This is a genomic window from Pirellula sp. SH-Sr6A, from assembly GCF_001610875.1.
Lineage (GTDB): Bacteria > Planctomycetota > Planctomycetia > Pirellulales > Pirellulaceae > JBKCUI01.
This window is the reverse complement of record NZ_CP011272.1, coordinates 3,803,923-3,827,927: the sequence shown is the minus strand read 5'-3', so window position 1 is coordinate 3,827,927 and position 24,005 is coordinate 3,803,923. Positions and strand designations below refer to the sequence as shown.

Annotated in this window: 18 protein-coding genes and 1 pseudogene; 15 read left to right on the top strand and 4 right to left on the bottom strand. The window is 54.7% G+C overall.

Translation table 11 applies throughout. From position 1 onward, the window contains the following. Positions 1–22 precede the first annotated feature (22 nt). Positions 23–1,210, top strand: coding sequence for a peptidase MA family metallohydrolase (locus tag VN12_RS14650; protein ID WP_146677527.1), 1,188 nt, complete (start codon positions 23–25; stop codon positions 1,208–1,210). A gap of 315 nt (positions 1,211–1,525) precedes the next feature. Beyond that, positions 1,526–5,110 (top strand): type II secretion system protein GspD, encoded by a 3,585-nt coding sequence (locus VN12_RS14645; RefSeq protein ID WP_146677526.1) that lies wholly within the window; start codon positions 1,526–1,528, stop codon positions 5,108–5,110. A gap of 153 nt (positions 5,111–5,263) precedes the next feature. On the opposite strand, the gene VN12_RS14640 is transcribed toward VN12_RS14645, so the two are convergent. Next, entirely contained in the window at positions 5,264–5,659 is a 396-nt protein-coding gene (locus VN12_RS14640) for a hypothetical protein (RefSeq protein WP_146677525.1), read from the bottom strand. Positions 5,660–5,937: 278 nt separating this feature from the next. Between VN12_RS14640 and VN12_RS14635 the strand changes: the two genes are divergently transcribed. The 3 genes from VN12_RS14635 (at position 5,938) to VN12_RS14625 (ending at position 8,551) form a co-directional block, all read left to right on the top strand. Next, entirely contained in the window at positions 5,938–6,870 is a 933-nt protein-coding gene (locus tag VN12_RS14635; protein ID WP_146677524.1) for a helix-turn-helix domain-containing protein, read from the top strand. A gap of 175 nt (positions 6,871–7,045) precedes the next feature. Beyond that, positions 7,046–7,432: a PAAR domain-containing protein gene (locus VN12_RS14630; protein ID WP_146677523.1), complete on the top strand. Its 387-nt coding sequence runs from the start codon at positions 7,046–7,048 to the stop codon at positions 7,430–7,432. A gap of 9 nt (positions 7,433–7,441) precedes the next feature. Next, positions 7,442–8,551: a class I SAM-dependent methyltransferase gene (locus tag VN12_RS14625; protein ID WP_146677522.1), complete on the top strand. Its 1,110-nt coding sequence runs from the start codon at positions 7,442–7,444 to the stop codon at positions 8,549–8,551. 17 nt (positions 8,552–8,568) lie between these two features. On the opposite strand, the gene VN12_RS14620 is transcribed toward VN12_RS14625, so the two are convergent. The 3 genes from VN12_RS14620 to tssK are packed head-to-tail and all read right to left on the bottom strand — an operon-like array spanning position 8,569 to position 12,612. Then, positions 8,569–10,452, bottom strand: a complete 1,884-nt coding sequence (locus tag VN12_RS14620; protein ID WP_168164421.1) for a type VI secretion protein IcmF/TssM N-terminal domain-containing protein — start codon at positions 10,450–10,452, stop codon at positions 8,569–8,571. Positions 10,453–10,498: 46 nt separating this feature from the next. Next, positions 10,499–11,140, bottom strand: a complete 642-nt coding sequence (locus tag VN12_RS14615) for a DotU family type IV/VI secretion system protein (protein WP_146677520.1) — start codon at positions 11,138–11,140, stop codon at positions 10,499–10,501. After that, positions 11,137–12,612, bottom strand: coding sequence for a type VI secretion system baseplate subunit TssK (gene tssK, locus VN12_RS14610; RefSeq protein WP_146677519.1), 1,476 nt, complete (start codon positions 12,610–12,612; stop codon positions 11,137–11,139). Before tssK ends, VN12_RS14615 begins: the two co-directional genes overlap by 4 nt. Positions 12,613–13,018: 406 nt before the next feature. On the opposite strand from tssK, the gene VN12_RS14605 reads away from it, so the two are divergent. The 10 genes and pseudogenes from VN12_RS14605 to tssG all read left to right on the top strand — a co-directional run bounded on the left by VN12_RS14605 (position 13,019) and on the right by tssG (position 23,985). Then, positions 13,019–14,386, top strand: a complete 1,368-nt coding sequence (locus VN12_RS14605; protein WP_146677518.1) for a hypothetical protein — start codon at positions 13,019–13,021, stop codon at positions 14,384–14,386. Positions 14,387–14,586: 200 nt separating this feature from the next. Beyond that, complete coding sequence (gene tssA, locus VN12_RS14600) at positions 14,587–15,762, top strand: type VI secretion system protein TssA (protein WP_146677517.1); 1,176 nt, start codon at positions 14,587–14,589, stop codon at positions 15,760–15,762. 120 nt (positions 15,763–15,882) lie between these two features. Beyond that, positions 15,883–16,377 (top strand): annotated as a pseudogene (gene tssB / locus VN12_RS14595) (type VI secretion system contractile sheath small subunit); the annotation flags it as partial. A 265-nt stretch (positions 16,378–16,642) separates the two neighbouring features. Then, positions 16,643–18,121: a type VI secretion system contractile sheath large subunit gene (gene tssC, locus VN12_RS14590; RefSeq protein ID WP_146677515.1), complete on the top strand. Its 1,479-nt coding sequence runs from the start codon at positions 16,643–16,645 to the stop codon at positions 18,119–18,121. Positions 18,122–18,336: 215 nt separating this feature from the next. Continuing rightward, positions 18,337–18,879, top strand: coding sequence for a type VI secretion system tube protein Hcp (locus VN12_RS14585; RefSeq protein ID WP_168164420.1), 543 nt, complete (start codon positions 18,337–18,339; stop codon positions 18,877–18,879). Between the two features lie 173 nt (positions 18,880–19,052). Next, the gene (locus VN12_RS14580) at positions 19,053–19,604 is read left to right on the top strand and encodes a type VI secretion system tube protein Hcp (RefSeq protein WP_146677513.1); all 552 of its coding nucleotides are present in this window, start codon (positions 19,053–19,055) and stop codon (positions 19,602–19,604) included. Positions 19,605–19,647: 43 nt separating this feature from the next. After that, positions 19,648–20,550, top strand: coding sequence for a type VI secretion system accessory protein TagJ (locus VN12_RS14575; protein WP_205855050.1), 903 nt, complete (start codon positions 19,648–19,650; stop codon positions 20,548–20,550). Positions 20,551–20,559: 9 nt separating this feature from the next. Further along, complete coding sequence (gene tssE, locus VN12_RS14570) at positions 20,560–21,063, top strand: type VI secretion system baseplate subunit TssE (protein ID WP_146677512.1); 504 nt, start codon at positions 20,560–20,562, stop codon at positions 21,061–21,063. Between the two features lie 43 nt (positions 21,064–21,106). Further along, on the top strand, positions 21,107–22,978 hold the full coding sequence (gene tssF / locus VN12_RS14565; protein ID WP_146677511.1) for a type VI secretion system baseplate subunit TssF: 1,872 nt from the start codon (positions 21,107–21,109) through the stop codon (positions 22,976–22,978). Next, on the top strand, positions 22,942–23,985 hold the full coding sequence (tssG, locus tag VN12_RS14560) for a type VI secretion system baseplate subunit TssG (RefSeq protein ID WP_146677510.1): 1,044 nt from the start codon (positions 22,942–22,944) through the stop codon (positions 23,983–23,985). The genes tssF and tssG overlap by 37 nt, the downstream gene beginning before the upstream one ends. Positions 23,986–24,005: the final 20 nt, after the last annotated feature.

Below are 24,005 nucleotides of genomic sequence, written 5' to 3'. Positions count from 1 at the left end.
GGAAATGCAGGGAGCAACACGCATGGAAGCTGTTCTTGCTTACTCTCGTCTCACCTTACTGACTTTCGTCGGAATCCTGTGGAGCACTTGCTTCAGTTCGATTGCCTGGAGTCAACATCGGGGGGCGCCGATGGTATCGGTCGCGACCCCCAATTTTGTGGTTTATGCACGCGACAATGCTTGGGCGCAACAGGTTGCTCAAGTGGCCGAGGCCAATCGCCGTGATCTCGCCCTCCACTGGTTGGGGGAAGAGTTGCCTCGCTGGTCGAAACCATGCCCCCTCGTCGTCCAAGACGGTCCGAACAAGCTGGCAAGTGGCGAAACCAAGTACACGTTGATCCGAGGTGCCGTCGTCAACTTCAACATGACGGTAGTGGGCACGCGAGAACGCATTCTCGACAGTGTCTTGCCACACGAAATCACCCACACCATTATCGCTAGTCACTTCGCCCCGTTTGGCAAGCCAGTTCCGCGATGGGCGGACGAGGGCATGTGCACAACGGTCGAGCATGAATCGGAACGTCGCAAGCATGACAAGATGCTCATTCAGTTCCTACGTGAACAAAAAGGGATTCCGTTTGCAACCCTGTTCGCGCTGCGCGATTATCCGGCTGACATGCTCCCTTTGTACGCTCAAGGCTACAGCGTCACGAGCTTCTTGATTGCGCAAAGTGGCCCTCGCGAATTCATCAAGTTCCTCGAGATTGGCATGCGCAACGACGATTGGTACACAGCGACCGAACAAATCTACGGATACCCTTTGGTGGGCAATCTGCAAACCGCTTGGAACAATTGGGTGATCGATGGAGGCGGTACCGTCACCCAGCATACAGCATTGGCACTGGGCTATACGGCGCGTCCACTGATCGCTTCCAACACACGAGGATCTTCGGTGCAACCTGCTGTTGCGAACATTGGAACCGAACCATCGAATGTTCAGGTGGCAGGGGGTGTCATGAGCGACCCAACTCGAATCGCATCGAACGCCACGATGACGGACAACAAGTCGATGCACCCGAGTACACAGAACTTACCAGCGGGTGCAGCCGCTTCGGATAACGGCGAAACGGGAAGTTACTACTTGCAGCAATTCCAGAAGCATCGAGAGGACCATTCCGTCGAAGCTCCCCGAGGTTCCCAGGGAGTCGAGCACACCGTGGGACAGCCGCGACCCATGCAGACGTTGGGCGGCGGGACGATTTATCGATAACCGCCTATGCCCAATGGTGAATCCATCGCGTCGGAGCGATCAACCGGGGGATTCACGAAGGATAAGTAAGCTGGAAAAGGCCGCAAAAGGTTGCCCAAATTACCTTTTGGGAAAATGTTACTTCGAACCGGAAAGTGATATTGACGGGAGCGGAGGACAAGGCCTATTCCGTTGGTTGTTACGCAAAAGTTGCCGGAGGTCGCAGGACTCAGGTGCCTTCATGGATGAAAGGCTTGGAGTCCCGCAGCCTCTTGAAGACTGTCGATACGAGACGAGCGTTTATTGGAAAATTAGTAGCGATAAAGGAGTGTCGCGTTGAAACACCTCAATCCTCTACGGACATTACGGCTATTGACCACGTTGTCAGCGGCGTCCTCGCCCGTCTATGTTCCATTGTTTGTGGGTCTAGCCACGCCAATGGTCTCGACGTCAACGGTCAACGCACAGAGCCAACCGGGCGGTTCATTACCCCCATTGCCAGCAGCTCCTGGAGCGACCGCATTACCAACGGCTGCACCTGCAGCCGATTCTGCGGCCCTCGCTCGAGAGATGTTGGCCAAGGCCAAAGCAGCTTTGGCAGAGGGGCGACGCGAAGTTGCGTTGCAGACTCTCGCACAAGCTCACTTGGCAGGTCCAGCGACCTCCGAATTCAGCACTGAGTTGATCAAGGCTCGGCAGGAGTTTATGGCCAAGGGCGTACCGACCTCGGCGATCGAATCCGCAGTCTCGTTGGCAATTGCCTCGAGCACGGCTGCTTCGAACAACCCGATGCGGTCTGCGGCCACTACCCCTGCAACACCCAATGCTCTACCACTGCTGCCACCTGCTGGCAATCAAGGGATTGCTGGGGGCCTGCCGACCACTCTCCCACCCCTCCCAGGGATGGTAGCCTCGGGAACAACCGCTGCCCCGAATCCACTTCGCGACCAGGCCTCCGGGTTGGCCTCGCAAGCCAAATTGGCACTGGATCGAGGTGACGTCGCGGGCGCTCGACAGTTGATCAATCAAGCCGGCGCGCTCAAAGTCTCGGACAAAGAGTTCGGGCCAGGGCAAATGAAACCTTGGGAAGTCGAACTCGCTGTACGCGGCCGAGAAGCCTTGCTCTCGGGCGGTGTAGCCCAAGCTTCGGCAACCATGCCAGTCGGAAATCAGGGCGTTCAAAACGCCTCCGCAACCGGGACCAACACCGGAGGTGTGCAGTCGGGTGTCTATCAACCTCAGAAGGACAACTCGAAAGTCGCACCTGCGAGCGGCGTACTAACCAGCTACGATGCCGATACCAGCGGACCTGAGCTTTACCAACAAGGCATCAGTGCTTTGTCGGCCGGCAATAAGGATGCGGCCATGGAGAAATTCCGTGCCGCTTGGGAAAAGAAAGACCAACTCGATCCCCCAACCCTTACCCAGCTCAAAGACAAGCTAACGTTGCTGCAGGGGAATTCCCGAGCATCGGGAGCCCCCGAAAGCGTCGCGGCACTCAGCGCCGAAGATCGCGATATGCAGATCCGAAAGCAACGTATCTTCTCCGAGGTAACCGGTGAAATCGCTGACGCAGAACGTCTGGCGGTCGCCAACCAACCTCTCGAAGCGCTCGACAAGCTCCGGACCCTTCGGCAACGCATCGGCCAATCCGATGTCAGCGCCGAATACCGAAAGAGCTTGCTCACTCGCATCGACCTCGTCTCGGCCAACATCGAGGCGTGGGTGGATCAAAACAAAGTTGCGATCGAACTGGATCAACGCAACAAGCAGATTGAAAACCGCATGGAGGTTGAGGCCGCAACGCGAGCCAAGACCGACTTGCAAGTCCAAAGCCTGGTCGACCAGTACAATGACTTGATCGACTCGCGACGATTCCCCGAAGCCATCGAAGTGGCGAAGAAGGTATCGGAGCTGAAGCCGGGATCGGAGATCGCTTCGGTCATGATGACCAAGGCGAAGATTCAAGCTCGTTACGAAGAATATGAGCTCATCCGTAGCGACAAAGATGAGGGCTTCACCCGAAGCATGCTCAATGTTGATATGGCCTCCATTCCGAATGATGATAACCGTCCTTTCTCGTACCCCGATGCGGAGACTTGGGCGCGCCTGACCAAGAATCGCTTGGGATCGGTGGAAGACACCAAGATGCTTCCTTCGGAACGCCGCATTCGTGAAGCACTCACGGAACCGTTCTCGGGAAGCTTCGACAAGAGACCGTTGGGCGAAGTCATCAATACCATCGGTGAAATGTTCGGAATTCCTGTCGCGATCGACACCCGTTCGATTACAGAAGAGGGAATCACCGAAGAGCAGCTCGTTAGCCTTGATCTCCGAGGAAACTCCATTCAGCTCCGGAGCGCCCTAAATCAAATTCTGGAACCTTGGAATTTGACCTACGCGGTGCGCAATGAATTGCTGACGATTCAAAGCAAGCGTTTCACGCAACGAGAAAATATCATCAAGACGTACAATGTGAAGGATTTGGTGATTCCAATTCCTAACTTTGTATCTGATAGCAACTTCGGTATGGCTGGAGCGTTGCAATCCGCGTTCTATGCCCAGTCGAACTTGGCAAGCGCAACGGTAAGCCCTGCGAGCAACGCTCTCAATGCTTCCCGAGTCGCGAGCATCGATCCGAAGTCGGAGGTGATGGCGCAAATTGCTGCGATGCCACCTTCTAACGGTATCTCCCCAAGCTTGGCGAGTGCGTTGCCCGGAGCGATGATGCCTCCAACGGCAGGTGGTTTGGGAGGTGGTAATGCGATGGCCAACTATGGCGACATCATGAATTTGATTCGCAGTACCATCACACCCGACCTGTGGGATCTTAACGGTGGTACATCGACCATGACCCCGTTCAGCCAGAACTTGACCTTGATCGTATCGGCTCCGCAAGAGACGCATGAAGCGATCGCCGACTTGCTCAAGAGCCTTCGTTTGCTGCAGGGCCTGCAAGTCACTATCGAAGTGCGGTTCATTCAGTTGCAAGACACGTTCTTTGAACGGATCGGTGTCGACTTCGACATGCAGATCGATGACAAGGTACGGCAGTTGCCAAACGATGACTCCGGTCCGAGCGTGGCGGTTGGGTTGGCATCGGGCGTGGGTGCCACCGGTCCGACGTTCACGACCGACCTCGACATGACCCTCGGTAATAACTTCTCCGTGACACCTCCTTTCGGTAACCCGGACATCAACCAAGCGACTTCGTTCGGGGTGGCAATCCTAAGCGATCTGGAGCTCTTCTTCTTCTTGCAAGCGTCGCAAGGGAACAGTCGCCAGAACGTTTTGAATGCCCCGAAGGTGACGATGTTCGATGGTCAGACCGCGAGTATCAACGATACGGCCCAGCGTCCGTTCGTGACCTCGTTCAGTCCTGTCGTCGGTGACTTTGCCGTCGCACAACGACCGATCGTGGTGGTCCTCAATGAAGGAACGCAAATGACGGTTCAATCGGTTGTGTCGCAAGACCGCCGCTTTGTCCGGATGACACTCAATCCTCAGTTCACGCGACTGGAATCGACCGACCGAACGTTTACCTTCCAAGGTCGACGGGTGTCGAGAACGGGAACCAGCGTCTTGAACCCGAACGGTACTCCGTCGGGAACGCGAGACGATGAGGAAGATATCATCGAAGGTACGACGGTCCAGCAACCGACGTTGGGTACGACCAGTATCGGGACCACTGTCAGTGTTCCTGACGGCGGTACGATCCTCTTGGGTGGTATCAAGCGATTGCGTGAAGGTCGAGTCGAGCGTGGTGCACCGATCTTGAGCAAGATCCCGTACCTGAATCGATTGTTCAAGAACGATGCGATTGGGCGAGAAACGTCCACACTGATGATGACGGTCACACCTCGCATTATCATTCCGGAGGAAGAAGAAGCCCTCATGGGAATGACGACGGGCAATCCTTAATCCGTCTGATGCAAACCACCGCTTCATCGAACGAACGGTGGAAAGAGTCCTACAGAACAACCCTCGAGATCTTCGCCGGTCTCGAGGGTTGATTCATTACCACATGAAGAAGGAGGGGATCGACTGCCGCCAATTACCCCCAAAACCGGACGGTTAAAGGCCTAGAGAAGCAAGTTGGTTTTTCATATTCTTTGCATCCTCATTGGCCAGCTCTTCGCCACTTTCTTTGTATAGCTTTGCCAAAGACTTTGTGATGCTACCCAGTTCCTTGCTCCAGGACTTCAGCTGTTTGTTAGCTTTCTCATCGAGCTCCGCTTTCGCCTCCTTGAGCTTGATGAATTTCTCAATTGCGGTTTCCAGTTTGTCTGCTTCGGTAAAACACTTGCCCAAACTCTTTTTGCCTGGGGTGTTTTTGCAGGCATCCAGGGCTTTTTGAAATTTCTCGAGCTGCGGCCCCACATCCGCTTTTTTGAAAAAGCTGGATTTGGAGAGGTTGTTCTCGTCTTTAAATTTTCTCCACTTGTCGCGGGTTAACGTTAGAACGCTCATCGTTTTGTACTTTGAAAGAAGAAGGAAAGGAGTGACGTTCCTTCGCTCCAACGGGTGTGCGGATGAAGGAATAGGATCTCGCGTATGGGAAATCGTGGATGGGATTCACCAAGGGATAGGAGAGGGTATCCTGAGACGCTGTTTGCATTTTAGGGGATAGCGCTGATTCAGTGGTGTTGAGGTACGAGTGAATTGGTTCAAAATTCCGGTATCGCGATAGGCTCCACACAGACTTCCGGTCGCAGGGGCGCGCGAAACGGACCGAGACCATTGAAACTTTGAGTGCTCCCTCTAAACTGCTCCCGAAGATCGCGGAACCACATCGGGAGTCGTCCGGGAATATGGGTAAACGAGGCGTAGTTCTCAACGGCGAATTGCTGACCAAACTCTACACACGTCGGGGTTGGAGTCAGCAGGAATTTGCCATGCGTGCAGGGGTCGATGCCCGTACCATTGCCAAGATCAAAAAGGGGGGGAGCTGCGATACCAGAACGCTTCAGATTCTTTCCGGAACATTGAAGGTATCACCCGAGAGTCTGCTCGCCGATGATCCTGGGTTCGATATTGCCACCGCAAAGGAAACCGAGGAAGGGGTCGATGGGAAACCGTCGGAGGGCGTCGCTTCGTTCCAACGATTTCGGCTTCAACATCTCTGGAAAATCGTCGACTTTCGTCGCTCGGACGTCGGCCAGCATGGAGCGGCAGCGCACGTTTGGAATTGGTACCGCATTCAAAAGCTGAGTGAGGATTGCGAGCCTTATGTGTTCCCCTTTCTCACTTGGGGGGAGGGGATCGAGTGCGACCATGCACCCTCAGGGGTCTCTTTCCAACGCGTCGGAGTGGTGCCTGGCGACTTGGTTCACAGCAACAAGCAATGGGAGATCTCCATCACTCCACCTGAGGGGCGTGTTGGAACAGCGTTTGATTGTGGCCCGATCGGCCTTCGATACGTCGACGCTTTTTTTCGCGAAGGACAGCAATGGTGGCAAACCAGAATCACCGATGAGACGGATGTGTTGTTGATCCAGGTTTGGTTTCGGCCCGAACAATGTTGCAACGAGGTGTTCGGCGAATGGGCGCCCCCCGGGGGACATCGCTTCCGACCGCTCGAAGCCTGCCAACCTCAACGGAATCCCGATGGTGAAATCGTGACCTGGATGATTCAAAAGCCCATGCAAGGTGCTTTTTATAAACTATCCTGGGGTTGGTAATGCCTCGAGTAGAAGTAAGCCTAACCCTTACAACGTTGACGCCGTCTGCTCGCAGCAAGTAGGATGTGGATCTCGGGTTAGGAATCGCGCAGGTTCCAGAATCACGCATCGAACCGATATCCCGAGCAAAACCCCCAGCAAGACACACACACATGAAACAATCGAGTAGGGAATAATGGGATCTCCGGCGGCCCGGGTGGGTGATTTGATTCTTCAGGACAACCCTCATTGCCACGCAGCAATCCATCCTGCTGCGCCGGTTCCCACTCCAGCGCCCCATCCTGCAATGCCGTTAGCGATCGTAAAGGGGCAGCCAAATGTTTTCATCGGAGGCCAACCGGCAGCTCGGGTGACCGACACCTCGGCCCCTTGTGCATTGCCGAGTTGTGTGCCCGGAGGACCGGGAGTGATCTCCAAAGGCTCCGCAACAGTGATAATCGGTGGCATGCCCGCAGCCCGCCTCAACGACCTGACTTCGCATGCAGTGTGTGTGGGGCCTATTCCTGGACCGACCGGCAAGATCACTGGCCCTGGATGTCCGACTGTCTTCATCGGGGGTTAGAAATCGAGCGTGCGCGTTTCCTTGTTCGAGTCGCTCCAACCGGTCTGTCCAATTTGCCTTCATGGCAATGGGATTTCCGATGCCCGTCTCCGGCTGCTTCAGTCATTCTCCACTTCGGGGGATCACATTGTTCAAGGCATCTTGCGGTGTCCACGCGAGGAATGCTGCGCCGAGTTTCCGATCATCGATGGTGTTCCGATCTTGGTACGCGATGTCCAGCGTTACATTTCCGAGAATATCCAAGCCATCTCCGAACGTTCCGATCTGCACCCTGCGCTCGAAAGCTTGATCGGGGACTGCTGTGGCCAAGGGACCGTGTGGGATTTGCAGCGGCAGCATTTGAGCTGTTACGGATGGGATCATTTCGGAGATTGTGTGGAGACTCCGTTCCCACCGGACCAAGCGGTCGAAATGGGACTTACCTCTCCTGGCTCGGTGCGAGCATTGCTCCGGGCGCTATGCGAGATGAAAGATCTAACGCACTCGGGACCCATTCTCGACATCGGGTGCGGGTGTGGCCGAACGACCTTGGACCTGGCCTTCTCGACCGAGAAAGCCGTAGTAGGAATCGACCTACAGTTCCCCCTTGTTCGATTGGCATCCCAAATTCTCCGAACAGGAGCAGGCCGCTTTCCCCTTCGGCATACGGGCATTGTTTATCGGGACACTCCTATCGTCTGGAGCGGCCCTCTCCCTGACAACGTCGACTATTGGGTGGCAAATATCCTGGAGCCTCCTTTTTCAAACTCCCTGTTCTCCGAATGCTTTGGTTTAAACGTCCTCGACGCCGTAAGTTCACCGGCTCATCTGCTTGTAATGATCGACCGATTGCTCCAGCCCCATGGCGTTGCGAGACTTAGCTGTCCCTACGATTGGTCTTCGCTCGCAACCCCTGCCATCAGTTGGGTTGGCGGTCACTCGCAGCGAGCGGATCATCGGGGTGATGGTCCCACAGTACTCAGGAATTGGCTCCAATCGCAGCGCGACATCGGCTTGAGGATCTTGGGTGAGATAGCGAGAGTTCCATGGGTGTTACGCCTCCATTCACGGAGCGCGATTCACTATACGTCCCATCTGCTTTGTCTCGAAAAGAAGCCTTCAGCAAATCCTGACGTTTAGCATCTGCAGGAGCGTTCCTAGAGAAGCCCCGAATTGAATGCGATGAACATCCCGAGGAGGAGCAACAACAGGCCCAGCACAACGAAGATCCCGATTGTTGCCAGCGCCGACTGCAATCGATGCGAGCGCAGGGCGGATGGGGCCCATTCGATGAACTCTTGCTCTTCGTTCAGCTTTTCAACAATTCCCTTTACGAAGGCTTGCCTGTCCGCGGTCTCCCCGGTCCCAGCGAAATAGCATCCACTGAAAAGGACTGCATCTCCATCCGGTCTCGTATTCTCCTCGCACCCGAAGCCCTGCGACAGGATTGTCGACAATCGCGATTTCCAATTGCATCGAACTTTCGAAAGCAATTCGTACAAGCGAGTATTCCCAGGTTTGGTCAGTGCCTGCTCCTCTCGGAAGAGCGAATAGGTCCAATCCTCGAAAGCGCTGCATGCCAGGGTCGCCAGCGACACCAATTCCGTTCGCGTCGGAATGCTTTGAACGTCAAATCGCTTCCCGAAGCGCTGACTCAGGGCGCGATCGCGTCCAACGCGGCGCACAAGCTCGCGAAATCCTCTTTCCTTTTCAAGTCCGACGATCAACGCAGTGACCGGACAGCGAATCTGAAAAGCGTATTGAACCGTCTCTAAATCGGAACGAATCGCTTTGGTCAGCTCCTCGATCTCGACAGGAGAGCCGTGGATCGCCTCCATCTGAAGCAAAGTCAATACGCCGTTGAGCGAACAAAGAGGTTGTCTCGATTTCCGAACCAAACTTCCCAGGTAAGCGAGTTCCTGCAGGCAAGCGGTCGAGTATTGGTGCGATACCAAGACGGGCTTTCGCGTTCCTTGCGAGTCCGAAGGTTCGACACCTGCGGAGTAAGCGATCGATGTGGTATTTCGATCCACTTGCGCAGGCCCACGAGATGTTGGCATTTCTGGTTGCCCCGAAGCGGCAGTCCCCGAGTCGGAACCGGCTCCGTTCAAGATCAACGTTCCGCGGTAATTAGTCGGCCCCGTAGTCACCTGCGGCTCGGGTGATGGTAGCGCAGCGGGTGGTGGCGCAAAGGGTTGCTGCGAGGGTGTCACGAAGGAATCGAATTCAAGCGTCCCGCGAAATCGGGGGGCTGGTGGGGCGTCGGGGGTCGCGGAGATAGGACGGGGTGGAGTCGATGGAGTGGAGGCCGAGGGCCCCAAGGGAAACGAAGACGGAGCTTGCTGAACCGTTGTGGGGAAGGCAGCTATGGCTGGCTGTTGCATTCCAAACGCCATCGGTTCGGGCAGGTCGATCGGAGAATCCGATACGAGAGAGGATTGCTCCTTGGCGAGCTCTTCACGGAGAGAGGCCAGAGCGCTGGTCCAGCTCGCATCCGAACAGAATAGGTAGATCGCTTCGGCGTTCGCGTACCAGTGAATAGGTGCAGGACCATGCGGTACGCCTTGCACGCTAAAGCTCATTCCTGTCGCTGCCATCATCGCCCGTTCCTGCGCCTCGCCATTCGAGCCTACGATGAGAAAGAGCGGCGCGTTTTTCGGTGTTAGTTCGTTAGCAGCCAGCGCGTTGATTCCCGCTTGCCATGCCATATCCAATTCAGGGAACGCGCGCTGAGGACCTTCTAACCAAGCCTGAATCGTTCGAAAGACCACCCAAGGAATAAGAATGATCAGCCCGAGGATGGTGAGGATTCTCAACCAGCTGTAACCGTGCCTCCAAGGAATGTTGACCGGATCCAGCCAAAAAACGATCCAAACCGAAACCACGGTGGTAAGGAGAAAGACGAGCGTGAGAGCTGCAGCGCATCCCGGAGTCGTGACGGGGATGATTCGCGTGAGGCATCCCGAAGGCTTCGCATCTTGCGATTCAACATCCGCGGCTTGTTCATCCACCGGATCGGTGCCCTCAGCGACGCCTGACATATCCATTTCTCCTAATGTAGTGGCATCCCGCGAGCCAACGGCATAATTAACGACTGATGATCAACACAAAGTAGAGGACATTCCATGCAGCCAGCATTGAAGCGATCAGCCAAGGCCAAACGACTCGATTCTTTGCGGCGAGCGGAGGCGCACCTACGATCTCACGTCGTGGGGGAGCCAGCGCGGGTCTCCCCTGTCCCAATCGGATGGACATCGCGACTTGGCGAGCCCAATCCTTGATATCGGAAGGGAGTCCGAGACTGCTACTAAACATCGCGGCCAAATTTGGTTCGCTGTAGAAACCCCGAAAGCCGAGGACTACGCAAACGTAGTAAACTTCCAACGCGTCGCGGAGAGATCGCGTCGAAGCCTCTTTGGCGTTCACGAAGAATCGTTCCGCGCAATCACGGCTGTTAAAAAGTTCCCGTTCCATCACGTTGTTGCTCCACCACTCGCGGTGAGACCAATTCGCTTCCACGAGCATTTCATCGATCCAAGAGACGAGCGCATAGCTCGCCAGATCCCAATCCATTCCCGTCCCGACGATAGCCTGACCATTTTCGAGAAGCACCTTCATCCGCACTCGTTCGTCTTGCGGGTTCGGCTCCTGTCCGTTGCCGATGCGATCGAGCAAATGAAGACAATGGAGCAGGAAGGGATCTACAGCGAGGGAGTACTTGGGGGTCACGATTGTGCGGGAACTGCGAAAAGAGCGAACTTCAAAGCGATCTTGCGTCCGAAAGCAACGACGACCAACGTCTGTTGCCCCTGCAAACGGTCCAGGTTGGCGATCAGGGAATCTTTCAAGCGAATCGCCAGCGTCTGCGTTTCTTGGACATCCCTCCACGCGGGCGTGTCCTGCCGAGGTACTTCAAAGAAGACCCAATCGGCGCGTCCCGGCAAGGCCCGGACGGGTCGATCGACAGGAGTCAACGTCACCCCTGCCACGCGCTGTTTAAACAGGAACTCCACTTGACGAGAACTTCCCACTTTCAAATCGAGCTGCCCCGCCGAAAGAAGCTCCAAGCATTCGCGCTGCGTGAGTTCACCTTTATCCACGCCAATGAACCATTGCCAATCGGAATTGAACCACCTCGGATCGAGCGCGACCTGGAGTCCGTGTCCGATACCGACAAAGTAGCGTTGCTGAACCTCGTAGTCTCGAACCGCGTGGATCAACGCCTCGATTTTACTCCGCACATCGATAAAGATTTCGTGCAAGTTATCGTGGTCGTAGGGCATCAAATCGGCAACCTTTTTGGAAGCCGAGAAGACCGATAGCTGGCCGACAATGCGGCAGAGTTCGAGGTAGGCGGCTCGAGGGGGTACCCCACGATCGAATGCGAGGATCGAGAGGACTGCGTAGGCTTCGTTCAATTGACTGAGCATGAGGATGCGTTCTGCATCGCCAGGATCTCGGCTATCCAAACCGATGCCGCGATTGATGACTTGCTGACTGAGCACCTCGATCTTTTGACCGATCATGTCGTACACACCCCTCAGGATGTCTCGATTTAGATACGGCCAAGCGTCCGTGGTGAGCAAGGGTGGGATGTACGTATTATCAAGCTGGGGAGAGCTCTCGCCATCGCTCGACCTCTTGATCTGCGCGATGGGCAAAACTTCGTAGCCCGAAAGATCCTGTGTAGAAACCAAGAGCTGAACATTCAATCGTTTCAATTGGATCTCTTGTTCGTCCCCTCCCCAACTTTCGTCCGGCAGGGAGCTGATGTCTTCGATGTACCGAAGTTCATTTTGGTTGGCTTGATTTCTCGTCCCCACGTTGGCTCGCCCCAGTCTCAGCTTGGGGATGGCGAGATAGACTTTCAGCGTGCGTTCTTTTTCGAAAGCGTCGGCCAAACTGGCCGTTAAGCCACCCTGCTGGTCGAACGATTTATGGAGATCGATGCGGTTGGGTTCTTCGCCGACGGCGATGTCGATCAACGTCCCGTCCGGCATCCGCGCCTGAAGCCTTCGCAATTCGAATTGATGGTTCGCAAGCGCTTCTCGGCTAAAGTCCACCGAAACGATCCCATAATTGTGAGGGTTATCGAAAGCACTGCTGCGCGCGAGATTCGAAGAAAGATATCGCTCAGCCGTCTGGAAGTGCTGAGGTCGAAGAAATGCGCCTTCGTACCAATGAACGGGATGTTGATGCATAGTTTCGTTTCAGTTCCGACGGTAAAACGCCCATTCGATTGCTAGCAGTCCTGCCGAACGGACCCGCGTTGGCTCTCTCGGGAAACGATCGGGGGACCGGTCCGGTCCTTTTGAAGAGAACTCAGGTCCTCTTGGAGAAAACGACGTGAGATCCGATTTTGCAGCAATCGATGGCTATCTCATTTGTCGGCTCAATATAGCGATTGGATGCCTTTGGATGGAAGGATTTGATCGAATTCCGAAAGGTCGCCATGAGCTCCCCTCCTAGGTGTATCCGGATGGCGGATAATTTTGAATTTCGGAAAAGGAAGACTCTTCCTCTCAAATTCGCGAGTCGTCATTCCCGATACAACCGTTAGGGACCCTCTCTCTATCGAAGTCTAGATCCAAATCTAGGTAGACTTGCGTGAAACCAAAGCCAGCGAACATTCTCTCTCTCATCGCGTTTCGACGTTCGCCATGCGATCGCCCCACGCGCACACCCAGCGAGCTTTTGCCGCAGGTGGGGGGTCGGACGGTCGCATTCCGCTTTCTCGCTGGCTTCGCCTCGTTATTTTTTCTGTGGCAACCGGATGCAAGGGCGCAAGTCGGGTCCGCGGAGTGGGAGGCGAACGAGGCTGCGATGCGATCGACTCGCGTGCTTTCGTTACCGCAATCGATCGACACCCCTCGTTCGGAGCTCGAAGTTGTTCCGAGGCTCCATATTGAAACCGGCGAGGAAGGCTTTGAGGCGTCTCGAGCTTCGTTTAGTTATTTCCCCCGACCCAGCGCGAATCTGGCGGGGAATGAAACTCCGTTTGCCTACGTCCAAGAGACGTTGCCCCCTCCTATCCTCACGCCCGATTCTCCGTTCCCCACCGAAATCATCGCAGCCGAGCCTGTCTTTGGGTCTCTCGCGGATGAGTTTGCGAGCACACCTCGGTTCTATGCTGCGGAATCGTCCGAGCCAGGATTGGGACATGAGCGATTGGCGTTTTCGTTGTTCGACATCGACGCGGCGCAGCCGGCCAATCAGTTTCGAGCTCGCGTTCAAATTGCTCATGGATATCGAGTACCCGATCGCGCCGAATATTTTTGGGCGGCGACGGGGGGGCCTCTCGGTCCGCCTCTCGGTGAATCCTCTATTAACTACCAAGAAGCTCGGTTGCGGGTGGAGATGGGAAGTAAAAAGTTCTCGACATCGTTTGAAGTTCCGTTTCGAGCAGTCGACCCCGAGTTGAACAGCAACCATGCCGGCTTATCGGATATGCAGCTGGCAATTAAAACCGTTCTGTTGGATGGGAATCAGTGGATGCTGACTCAATACTTCGGCACCAAGTTCTCGACCGGTTCCGCGAAGATGGGGCTAGGGACTGGGAGCGTTGCCCTCGAGCCAGGCTTGCTGTTCAGAAACCGCCTGCGCGAATCGACGTGGCTTCATGGGGAGATGAAATTCTGGTTCCCGCTGGCAGGTGACTTGAATCATCGCGGCCAAGTCTTGAAATTTGCGACCGGGATCAACCATGTTTATTGGGAGACCGATTCCAAAGCGTTGATCCCTTCGCTCGAGCTCTCGACGTATAGCATTCTCAACGGCTTGGCTCGGGACTCATCCCAGCAGTTGCGAGAGGTCGATGGCGATTTCGTTCTGAATCTGACGCCAGGGATCCGTTACGCGGCGGACAATCGGGGGGATTTCGGACTCTTTGAGATTGGAGCGGGATGGGCGATTCCCGTCACCACACAGCGTCTGGCCGACTCCTTACTGATGATCGAATCCCGTTGGTTCTGGTAGCGTGTCGGACAGGATTCTTTCAATTTCCTTGTCTGCTTCGCAGTCGACGATTATTCTGCGTGAGACGATTAGCCAATTCTAGAGATTCCGACGAACCTACCGGATTTCCGCCCTAGAGGTCCGTTTCCAAAGACTCTTGCGAAAACGACCGATGATCCGCTGAGCTAATCGTTCGTCCTATCGCATGCACCGAGCCCCCCATGACGGAAGAGTTTTCAACCCTCCTATCCCCGATCTCTCCAGATCAACCGTCTGGGATCGACCTCGAATACGACCCCGACTTTTCCGCCATGGAAAAGGCGTCCCAAGGGACTTCCGATCAAGAATTCGGGTCCACCGTCATCGAGGGAGCACCGCCGGATTGGGCTTTGGTTCGCCAGTTAGCGGTGAAGCTCTTGCAGCGTTCGAAGGACTTGAGAGTCGCGAGCCTCTTGGTCCAATCGGAACTGGAGCTGCGTGGCTTACCCGGAATGCGTGATTCGCTAGAAGTCATCGCGGAGATCGTTACCCATTTTTGGGAAACATGCTTCCCTCTCCTCGACCCTGACGATGACAACGATCCGACGATCCGCATCAATGCCCTGCTGAGTTTGACCAAACCAGGAGGAGTTTTACGCCAAGTTCGGACTTGCCCGATCGCCAAGAGCAGATCGGTCGGGCTTTTGTCATTGCAGGACGTGATGATTGCCAAGGGCGAGATGGCTCCTCCGGCGGGAATGGATGACCCGCCTACTCTGAAGAAGGTGGAAGCCGTTTTCCGGTCTGGCAATCTATCAGAACATCGAGATTTACACGCGGCCGTCGAAGAGAGTATCGCGCTGCTAAAGAAGATCGAAGAAGGGTTTTCTTCGCAAGTTGGAATGAATGACAGTCCCGATTTCGATCCGCTTCTCAAGGAGCTGCGGGCGATCGGCAAAACGCAGGCCATGTGGATTGCAAACGTCATTCCCGCCGAGGAATCAGGCGTGGAAGTTAGTTCGTCCGATGAGGGGACCAGCGGATCGGAGTCGTTTGGAAATTTCGCGCAAGGAGAAGGTGCTAAACCGGTCGGTGGGATCGGCAAACTAACCGTCGCCCAGTTGCAACTTTCCTCGCGTTCGGACGCGATTGAGTGCCTTGCCAAGATCATCGCTTGGTTTGAGAACAATGAGCCATCCAGTCCGTTGCCCATGCTGCTTCGACGGGCGAGAAAGCTCTCCACCATGAGCTTTCTGGACATCCTCCGGGATATTTCTCCCGATGGCATCAATCAAGCCATGTTGGTAGGTGGATCGGGAGTGGAGGACGAGGAGCCCAGCTCGGAGTCGCTACCCGCTCCGGAACGCCGCGAAGAAAAACCAAACATATCGCCACCTCCGCCCCACGATCGGTATTAAACTGTTCCCTCAAATCTCCTATTCCCGTGTTACCACTTCGCCATGCTGATCCATCGGACATGACGACGTATTCGAATTATCCATCCATCTCTTTCGTTTCGATTCTTGAAGGTTTCTCGAATGGCTAAGCAAAGTGCACAGAAGTTCATCGCTCGGAATCGCGCCCCACGCGTTCAAATCGAGTACGACGTCGAAGTCTACGGCGCCCAGAAGTCCATGCAGCTCCCTTTCGTTATGGGTGTCCTCAGCGACTTGTCGGGCAATCCGAGCGAAAAGCTCCCCGCGGTCGGAGATCGTAAATTTCTCGAAATCGATGTGGATAATTTCGATGAACGATTGAAGTCGATGAAGCCTCGCGTGGCGTTTTCGGTACCGAATACGCTCACAGGTGATGGCAATTTGATGTGCGACATTACGTTCGAGAGCATGGATGACTTCTCCCCCGCGGCGATCGCGCGAAAAGTGGAGCCATTGCGCAAGCTTTTGGAGACCAGAACGCAGTTGGCGAACTTGCTCACCTATATGGATGGAAAGTCGGGTGCCGAAGAGCTGATTGGCAAATTGATCAACGACCCATCGACGCTTCGATCGCTCGCATCGACTCCCAATCCCGCGTCGAAAGCTCCGGCAACCAGTGCACCCGCTCCTGCCGCGACCATCCCAACACCGGCCGCAGCTGCTCCCGCTGCACCGGCTGCTGTCGTTCCTCCCTCCTCGCCCACCCCGCCTGCCGATGCGGGAGGGGAAGACGATTTGGATTCGCTCTTGAACGATCTATAAGAATTGGCTGTCACACCGGTCACCACCACGACGATAGGCGATGCCCTATCGACAAAAGAAATCTACCAAAGACCTATTCAAAACAAGCACACGGAACACTATGGAACGACAGACCGAGTCCCTCTTGGGAGCAACCCAGTTCGCTGACAGCGACCTTTCCTCTTTGCTCAAGAAAGAGTTTCGCCCTCAATCCGACGATGCCAAATCAGCTATCGAAGGTGCGGTAAAGACGTTAGCCGAGCAAGTCCTTCAGGATGCGAACGTTATCTCCAACGACGCATTGGCTTCGATATCCGCCATCATTGCATCGATCGATAAGAAGCTCACCGAGCAGATCAATGTGATTTTGCATCATGAAGATTTCCAGCGTCTGGAAGGTGCATGGCGAGGGTTGCATTACCTTGTCAATAACACCGAGACCGACGAGATGCTCAAGATCCGAGTCTTCAATGTCTCGAAGAACGAGCTCGGCAAAACGTTGAAGAAGTTCAAAGGGACAGCTTGGGACCAAAGTCCTGTCTTCAAAAAGATCTACGAAGAAGAGTACGGCCAATTCGGGGGAGAGCCTTACGGAGCGTTGGTGGCCGATTACCATTTCGATCACAGTCCACCCGATGTGGCCCTCCTCACCGAGATGTCGCAGATTTGCGCTGCAGCCCACACACCGATGATAACGGGGGCGGCACCGAGCATTCTTCAGTTGGAAAGCTGGCAAGAGCTCAACGATCGACGCGACTTGACAAAGATCTTTGGCACCCCCGAGTATGCGGCTTGGAGATCGCTACGAGAATCCGACGATTCGCGATATCTCGGTTTGTGCCTCCCAAGATACTTGGCGAGACTACCCTACGGTTCGAAGACCGATCCCGTCGAGGATTTCGATTTCGAAGAAGAAACGGGGGGCGGTGACCACTCCAAGTACTGTTGGGCGAACGCGGCCTACACGATGGCCACCAACATCACGCGATCGTTCAAGCAGTACGGTTGGTGTACGTCGATTCGTGGCGTCGAGTCCGGGGGAGCAGTCGAGGGATTGCCAACCCACACCTTCCCAACCGAAGATGGCGGGGTGGACATGAAATGCCCCACGGAAATTGCCATTGGCGACCGTCGCGAAGCCGAATTGGCGAAAAACGGTTTCATGCCTTTGATCCACAAGAAGAACAGCGATTTCGCGGCCTTCATCGGCGCTCAATCGCTTCAAAAGCCTGCGGAGTACGACGACCCGGACGCCAGCGCCAACGCGCAGCTGGCCGCCCGTCTCCCCTACTTGTTCGCGACATGCCGTTTCGCGCATTACCTCAAGTGCATGGTGCGAGACAAGATTGGGTCTTCCCAGGACAAAAACACCTTGGAAAGCTGGCTGCAAGGTTGGATTTCGCAATATGTCGAACCCAATCCCGCAGCTGCATCACAAGAAGATAAGGCGAGAAGGCCCTTGGCAGAAGCCAAAGTGGTCATCGAAGAAGATCCGAGCAACCCAGGATATTACAAATCGAAGTTCTTCCTCCGACCACACTACCAGTTGGAAGGCTTGACGGTCTCGCTGCGATTGACGTCGCGGCTGCCCACTTCCTGATCGATGCGCGGAGCGGTTGATTGGGAGGCGGAGTGGTTGATTGGGAGAGCAGTCCCTCGATTCCAGATTTCCTGGCGAGGGAAATAGCTCCCAGAATGCGGCAAAATTGTATTTATGATGTTTACCGCATGTAGTATGGTTTCCATTCGGATATGTTTTGGTCCGGATTGTGGATTAGACAATTCGTCACTGCCTGTTTTTTGGAGAATGCAAAGATGATTCTTGTGTGGATCGAAGGTGTAATGGGCGACTGCCAGATTTCCGGATTCAAGGATTACTTCACGGCCGAGAGCTTCGGTTTCGGAGTGGAGCGAGAGTTGGCAGACAGCGCCAAGGGTGGTACGGCGGACGTGAACATCGGTATCGGTGAACTGCAAGAGTGCACCATCTCGAAGAGCATGGACACTGCCTCCGCCTATCTCGCGAGGAAAGCGATCAGCGGATCGTCTTGTCGCGAAGCGGACATCAAGTTTGTGGAAGCGATCACGACACCAGGTAATGATCGAAAGAACGTCGTCTATTTGGCATTCAAGCTCGATAACGTGTTCGTCAAGTCATGGAGCATGTCCGGAGACGCCGACGATCGTCCCTCCGAAGACGTTGCATTGTGGTACAACAAGATTGCTTTCATTTACTTCCCAACTGTCAACGGCTACGACTTCTTGGCTGGCCATGACTGCCGCTGGGATCAGGTTCAGTCGAAGCCTTGGACGGACGCAACGTTGCCAAAGAAGGCCGAGATGCATCCAGCTGGCTAATCGGACATCCATTTCGCCTGCTCGTTGGCTGGTGCTGGGGGGATCGAGTCCCCTCATGTTCAGCCCGAGAGGGTGAATGGGTCTTCGACCGCAGGCATCAGCCACCGCAGTCCATAGCCAACGCGGCGACATCTGCGGATTCACGTTGTCGTTATACCTGATTCAGGTGATCTATGATCCTTGTCCGAATTGACCGAATCAAAGGTACCGTGTTGCTTCCAGGCTACAAGGATTACTTCGTTGCGGAATCGATCGGCTTCGGAGTAGGGAGAAAGGTTTCGGCCTCAAGCAGCGACCGAAACGATCTCACGATAGGAGAGTCCGAGGAACAGGAGCTCTCCATCGAAAAGTCGGTGGATGCAGCCACCGTGTACTTGATGCACGCAGCCATGAAGGGTCGGACCGATACAGGGGGCCCTCGTACGCTCAGTATCGACATCCATCTAGTTCAGTCGAAGCGGTACGAAGATGCGAGCGCGTCAGGCGGTTTAACCGCCCCTTATATGAAAATCCGGATTGAAAACGCCATCATTCAGGACTGGAGTATTGACGCATCGGGGGACGAGCGGCCTACCGAGTCATTAAAGATTTGGTTCAATCGTGCGGCGATGAAGTATCGCGCAACTCAAGACGGCAAAGTCTATGAGACGCATGGCCCGTTGGGATGGGACCAGCAGACAAACAAGGATTGGAAATCGGACGAGCTCCTGCGGCGCGACGAGTAGTCGTTCCCTCGCTCCACAAGGCCGCCGCATCCAGTCGAGATAGATGGAAGATGAACCACTGGGAGAAAACATGTCGGCGTTGCAATTCTTAAAAGCTGGCGATCTTGCGAAAGCCCAATCCGCTTTGCAGGACGAGGTCCGGAACAATCCGTCTGACCCCAAGCTACGCGTCTTTCTTTTCCAGTTGTATTCCATTCTCGGCCAAAGCGAGCGGGCCCTCAACCAGCTCAATGTGCTTCGGGATTTGAGCAGGGACGCGATGACGCTGGTGCAAACGTATCAAGAAGCATTGCAATGCGACTCGCTTCGAGAAAACGTTTTCGACGGGAAGAGAACCCCGTTGGTCTTCGGCCAACCCGAGGAATGGATCGCGATGATGATCAATGCGCTCTCGATGGGAGCAAATCCTGCGGCCGCATCGGAGCTTCGATCGCTCGCGCTCGACAAAGCGAGCGCTGTCGCGGGTGTGATCACGTTCTATCCGAAGCATCAGCCTAAGGACGAAACCCCGCCGAGCGATGACGGAAAGAAAGAGACCAAAGAGTCCTTTGAATGGATTGCAGATGCGGACTCGCGAATCGGTCCTGTTTTCGAAGCGATCATCCACGGTAAGTACTACTGGGTACCAGCAGGTTGCGTGCGATCGGTCACGTTGGAAAAGGTAACCGATCTCCGTGATTTGGTGTGGTTGCCAGCGAAATTTGAATGGACCAATGGTGGAGAAGCCGTAGCGTTCATTCCAACGCGATATCCCAAGTCCAATCAGCATCCCGACGATTCCATCAAACTTGCCAGGACAACCCAATGGACCGAAGTGGACGAAAATACCTATTTCGGCGTTGGATTGCGAATCTTGGCTACCGATCAAGGTGAGTACGCGTTGACCGATATCGCACGCATCGAATTCCAGCAACCGGAGTCTGATCTCCATGCGTCACGAGGATAACAAAAGGTCTTGGCCGAACTAACTCAAAAAGAAAAGCTTCAACCCTCCCTCCTGGATCGCCTGACCGACGATGCTCCTCAAGATTCGCTTGAGTCGCGTGAGAATCGGGTATTGAGTCTTCAGCGGTTGCGCGAGTGCGTGCTGCGCGATCTTGGATGGCTATTGAATACGGAGAATCACGAGTCGGTCGAGGACATCGAATCGTATCCAGATGTACGATCGTCGGTCGTCAATTTTGGGATCCCTACCTTATCCGGGTTAACAGCATCCGGGCTCGACCTCAAGAAACTTGAGGAACAGGTTCGCGAAGCAATCTCGATTTTTGAACCCCGAATCTTGAAGGACTCCCTCTCCGTTCGCGCCGTCAATGCATCGGACTTGATGAGCCGCAAGACCCTATCGTTCGAGATCCAAGGTGAATTGTGGGCTCAGCCAGTCCCTTTGAAAATGTATTTGCGAACCGAATTGGATCTTGAAACCGGCGCGGTTTCCATCGCGGAAACCCCGACCTAAGAGGCGCGGTGATTCGTTCCCTTCCCTTCGATTGAAATAAACGATGCATCCTCAGTTCTTGGAATTCTACAACCGGGAGTTGCAATTCATTCGCGAAATGGGGGGGGAGTTCGCGCGTGAGTTTCCAAAGATTGCAGGCAGGTTGGGGCTAGATGGATTTGAATGCGCGGACCCCTACGTCGAACGTCTGATCGAGTCCTTTGCCTTCATGGCCGCTCGGGTTCATTGGAAACTGGAGTGCGAGTTTCCCAAGTTTACCGATCACCTTTTGGAGATCGTCTATCCCCAGTATCTCGCCCCCATTCCATCGATGGCGATTGCGCAGTTCAGCCCGGATTTAAACGAAGGATCTTTGAAGGATGGTTACCGCATCCCCCGAGGAACCTCGTTGAATAGTCTATTGGGACCCAACGACCAAACACCCTGCGAGTATCGCACTTGCCACGAGATCGACTTATGGCCGTTGCATTGCGTCGAGGCCTCGTATGTCAGTCGCGATTCGGCATCGGCCAAACTTCCGCCGGGATATCAGAGCGCTAAAGCGTTGATTCGGATCAAGCTTGAAGCGACAGGTGGCAACAAGTTCAGCGATCTGAAACTGGATCGATTGCCCTTCTTTTTGAGAGGGACCAGTGCACGCACCAACAAACTATACGAGCAGATCTTCTGTGACGCATTGGGAGTGATCATCCGTCCGAGCGGAGCGGGGCAAGAACGCGTGCTGACGCAACCCATCGGGTCGGTGGGATTCGAGGATGAATCCGCCATGCTTCCTACGCATTTCAACATGTTCAAGGGCTATCGCCTTCTCACCGAGTATTTCACGTTCCAACAGCGTTTTCTCTTCTTCGAATTTCTCGGGCTCGGGGAAGTTCTGCCGTCGATGGGTGTCGACGAGTTAGAGATCCTCATACCCTTAAAGCGATTAGATCCACAGCTGGAGAATCTGATTGATGAGAGCAGCTTTGGACTTTTTTGTTCACCTGCGATCAATCTTTTCACGCACCGCGCGGATCGCATTCACTTGAATCACGGTTCGCATGAATACCACATTGTCCCGGATCGAACCCGGCCGATGGACTACGAGGTTCACTCGGTTCTTCAAGTCGAAGGCTACGGACAAAGCTTGGAGAAGTCAGTCAATTTCAAGCCGTTCTACAACTTGAATGACGGCGAGATGGACAATAGTCGCGTCCATCGCAATGCGTTTTATTCATTGTCTCGGTCGACCCGGAATCTTTCGACCAAGCAAAAGCGGCGGGGGCCTCGGTCCAGTTACCTGGGTTGCGAAGCGTACCTTTCCATCGTCGATTCGGATTGCGCTCCGTTTGCCCCCGATTTGGAACAATTAGAAGTGATGTTGCTGTGCACCAATCGCGACCTTCCACTGACGATCCCGATTGGAAAGGGGAGTACGGACTTTGTGATGGAATCCGGAGCCCCGATTCGTTCGATTCGGTGCGTCGCGGGGCCGACCGAGCCGAAACCATCCTTTGCCTCCACATCCGGAGATCGAAGCTGGAGACTGATCAGTCATCTTTCGTTGAATTATCTCTCCCTGGTGGAGGGCGAGGGAGCAGGGGCGTTGAAAGAGCTTTTGTCTCTCTATCAAGAGGGTCTGGCATCGGGAGCCTTGGATCAATCCGATTCCATTGTCGCCTTGGAGTGCCGTCCAATCATGAAACGATTATCCGATTTCGGTCCCTTGTCCTTTGGGCGAGGACTGGAGATCAAGGTGCTGTGCGATGAGTCGAGAATGGCCGGTTCCAGCGCCTATCTGCTGGGTGCCGTCCTATCCGAGTTTTTTGCCAAATACGTTTCCATCAACTCTTTCACACAGACCACTCTCCATACGAACGAACGAGGGGAGGTAAAACGATGGCCAGCGAACATCGGACGGCGCCGAGTACTGTAACGCAGCTCGAAGACCTTTCTCGAAACGCTAACGAATACGATCTGTTCGAAGCGATTCGATTGCTCGACTCCTTGTTTCGATCCAGTCCGAGGACCGGACATGCAGAACGCCCTGTATTCGAAATGTTTCGAATCTCCCAGGTAGCATCGCTCAAGTTTGCACCGACCGCGATCGCCAAATTCGAAAAACGAGCGGGCCGCGAATACTGGGATTTGGCAAATCATGCCTTCGGCGTTTTTGGCCCCAACGGTGCATTGCCGCTTCACCTAACCGACTTTGCCGAACAGCGGATTCGTCATCATCGCGACGAAACGTTTGCTCGATTTGTCGATTTGTTTCATCACCGCATGGCGTCGTTCTTCTACCGGGCTTGGGCCGATTCGCAGCCCACCGTGCAGATGGATCGGCCCGAATCGAATCGCTTTTTTGACTACGTCGCTTCGTTGGCTGGAATCGGAACACCCGGGCTTCAAAACCGAGACGCCATGCCCGATTCGGCCAAATTGCACTTCAGTGGTTTTTTAGGAAACTCCGCCAAGAGTGCGAGCAACCTGGAGTCGATGCTGCAATCCTTTTTCGGCGCCGAGGCGAAGATCCTGCAATTCGTAGGCAAGTGGGTGAGCTTGCCTGACGATTGCGAGTGGTGGTTAGGTCGGACGCCCGAGTCGGGCACTCTCGGCAGGAACGTGACATTGGGAAGCAAAGTGCTGTGCTACCAGCAACATTTTCGTGTCCTACTCGGCCCATTGGACCTCCCTGCCTTCCGAAAGCTTCTACCCAATGGCCCGAGTCTCAAGCGACTGAAAGCCATGTTGGATAACTTCGTCGGTTTCGAACTGACCTGGGACGTTCAACTCTGTCTTCGGAAAGAAGAAGTCCCACCGTTTCAACTAGGGCACGGCGGAAACCTCGGTTGGACTACCTGGTTTCCGAGCAGGGGCCGCAAGCGAGATGCGGACGATTTGGTTATCGATCCCTCGAAACGCAATATGGTCGGCGCAACCTGAAATCATCTATAGAAAACATT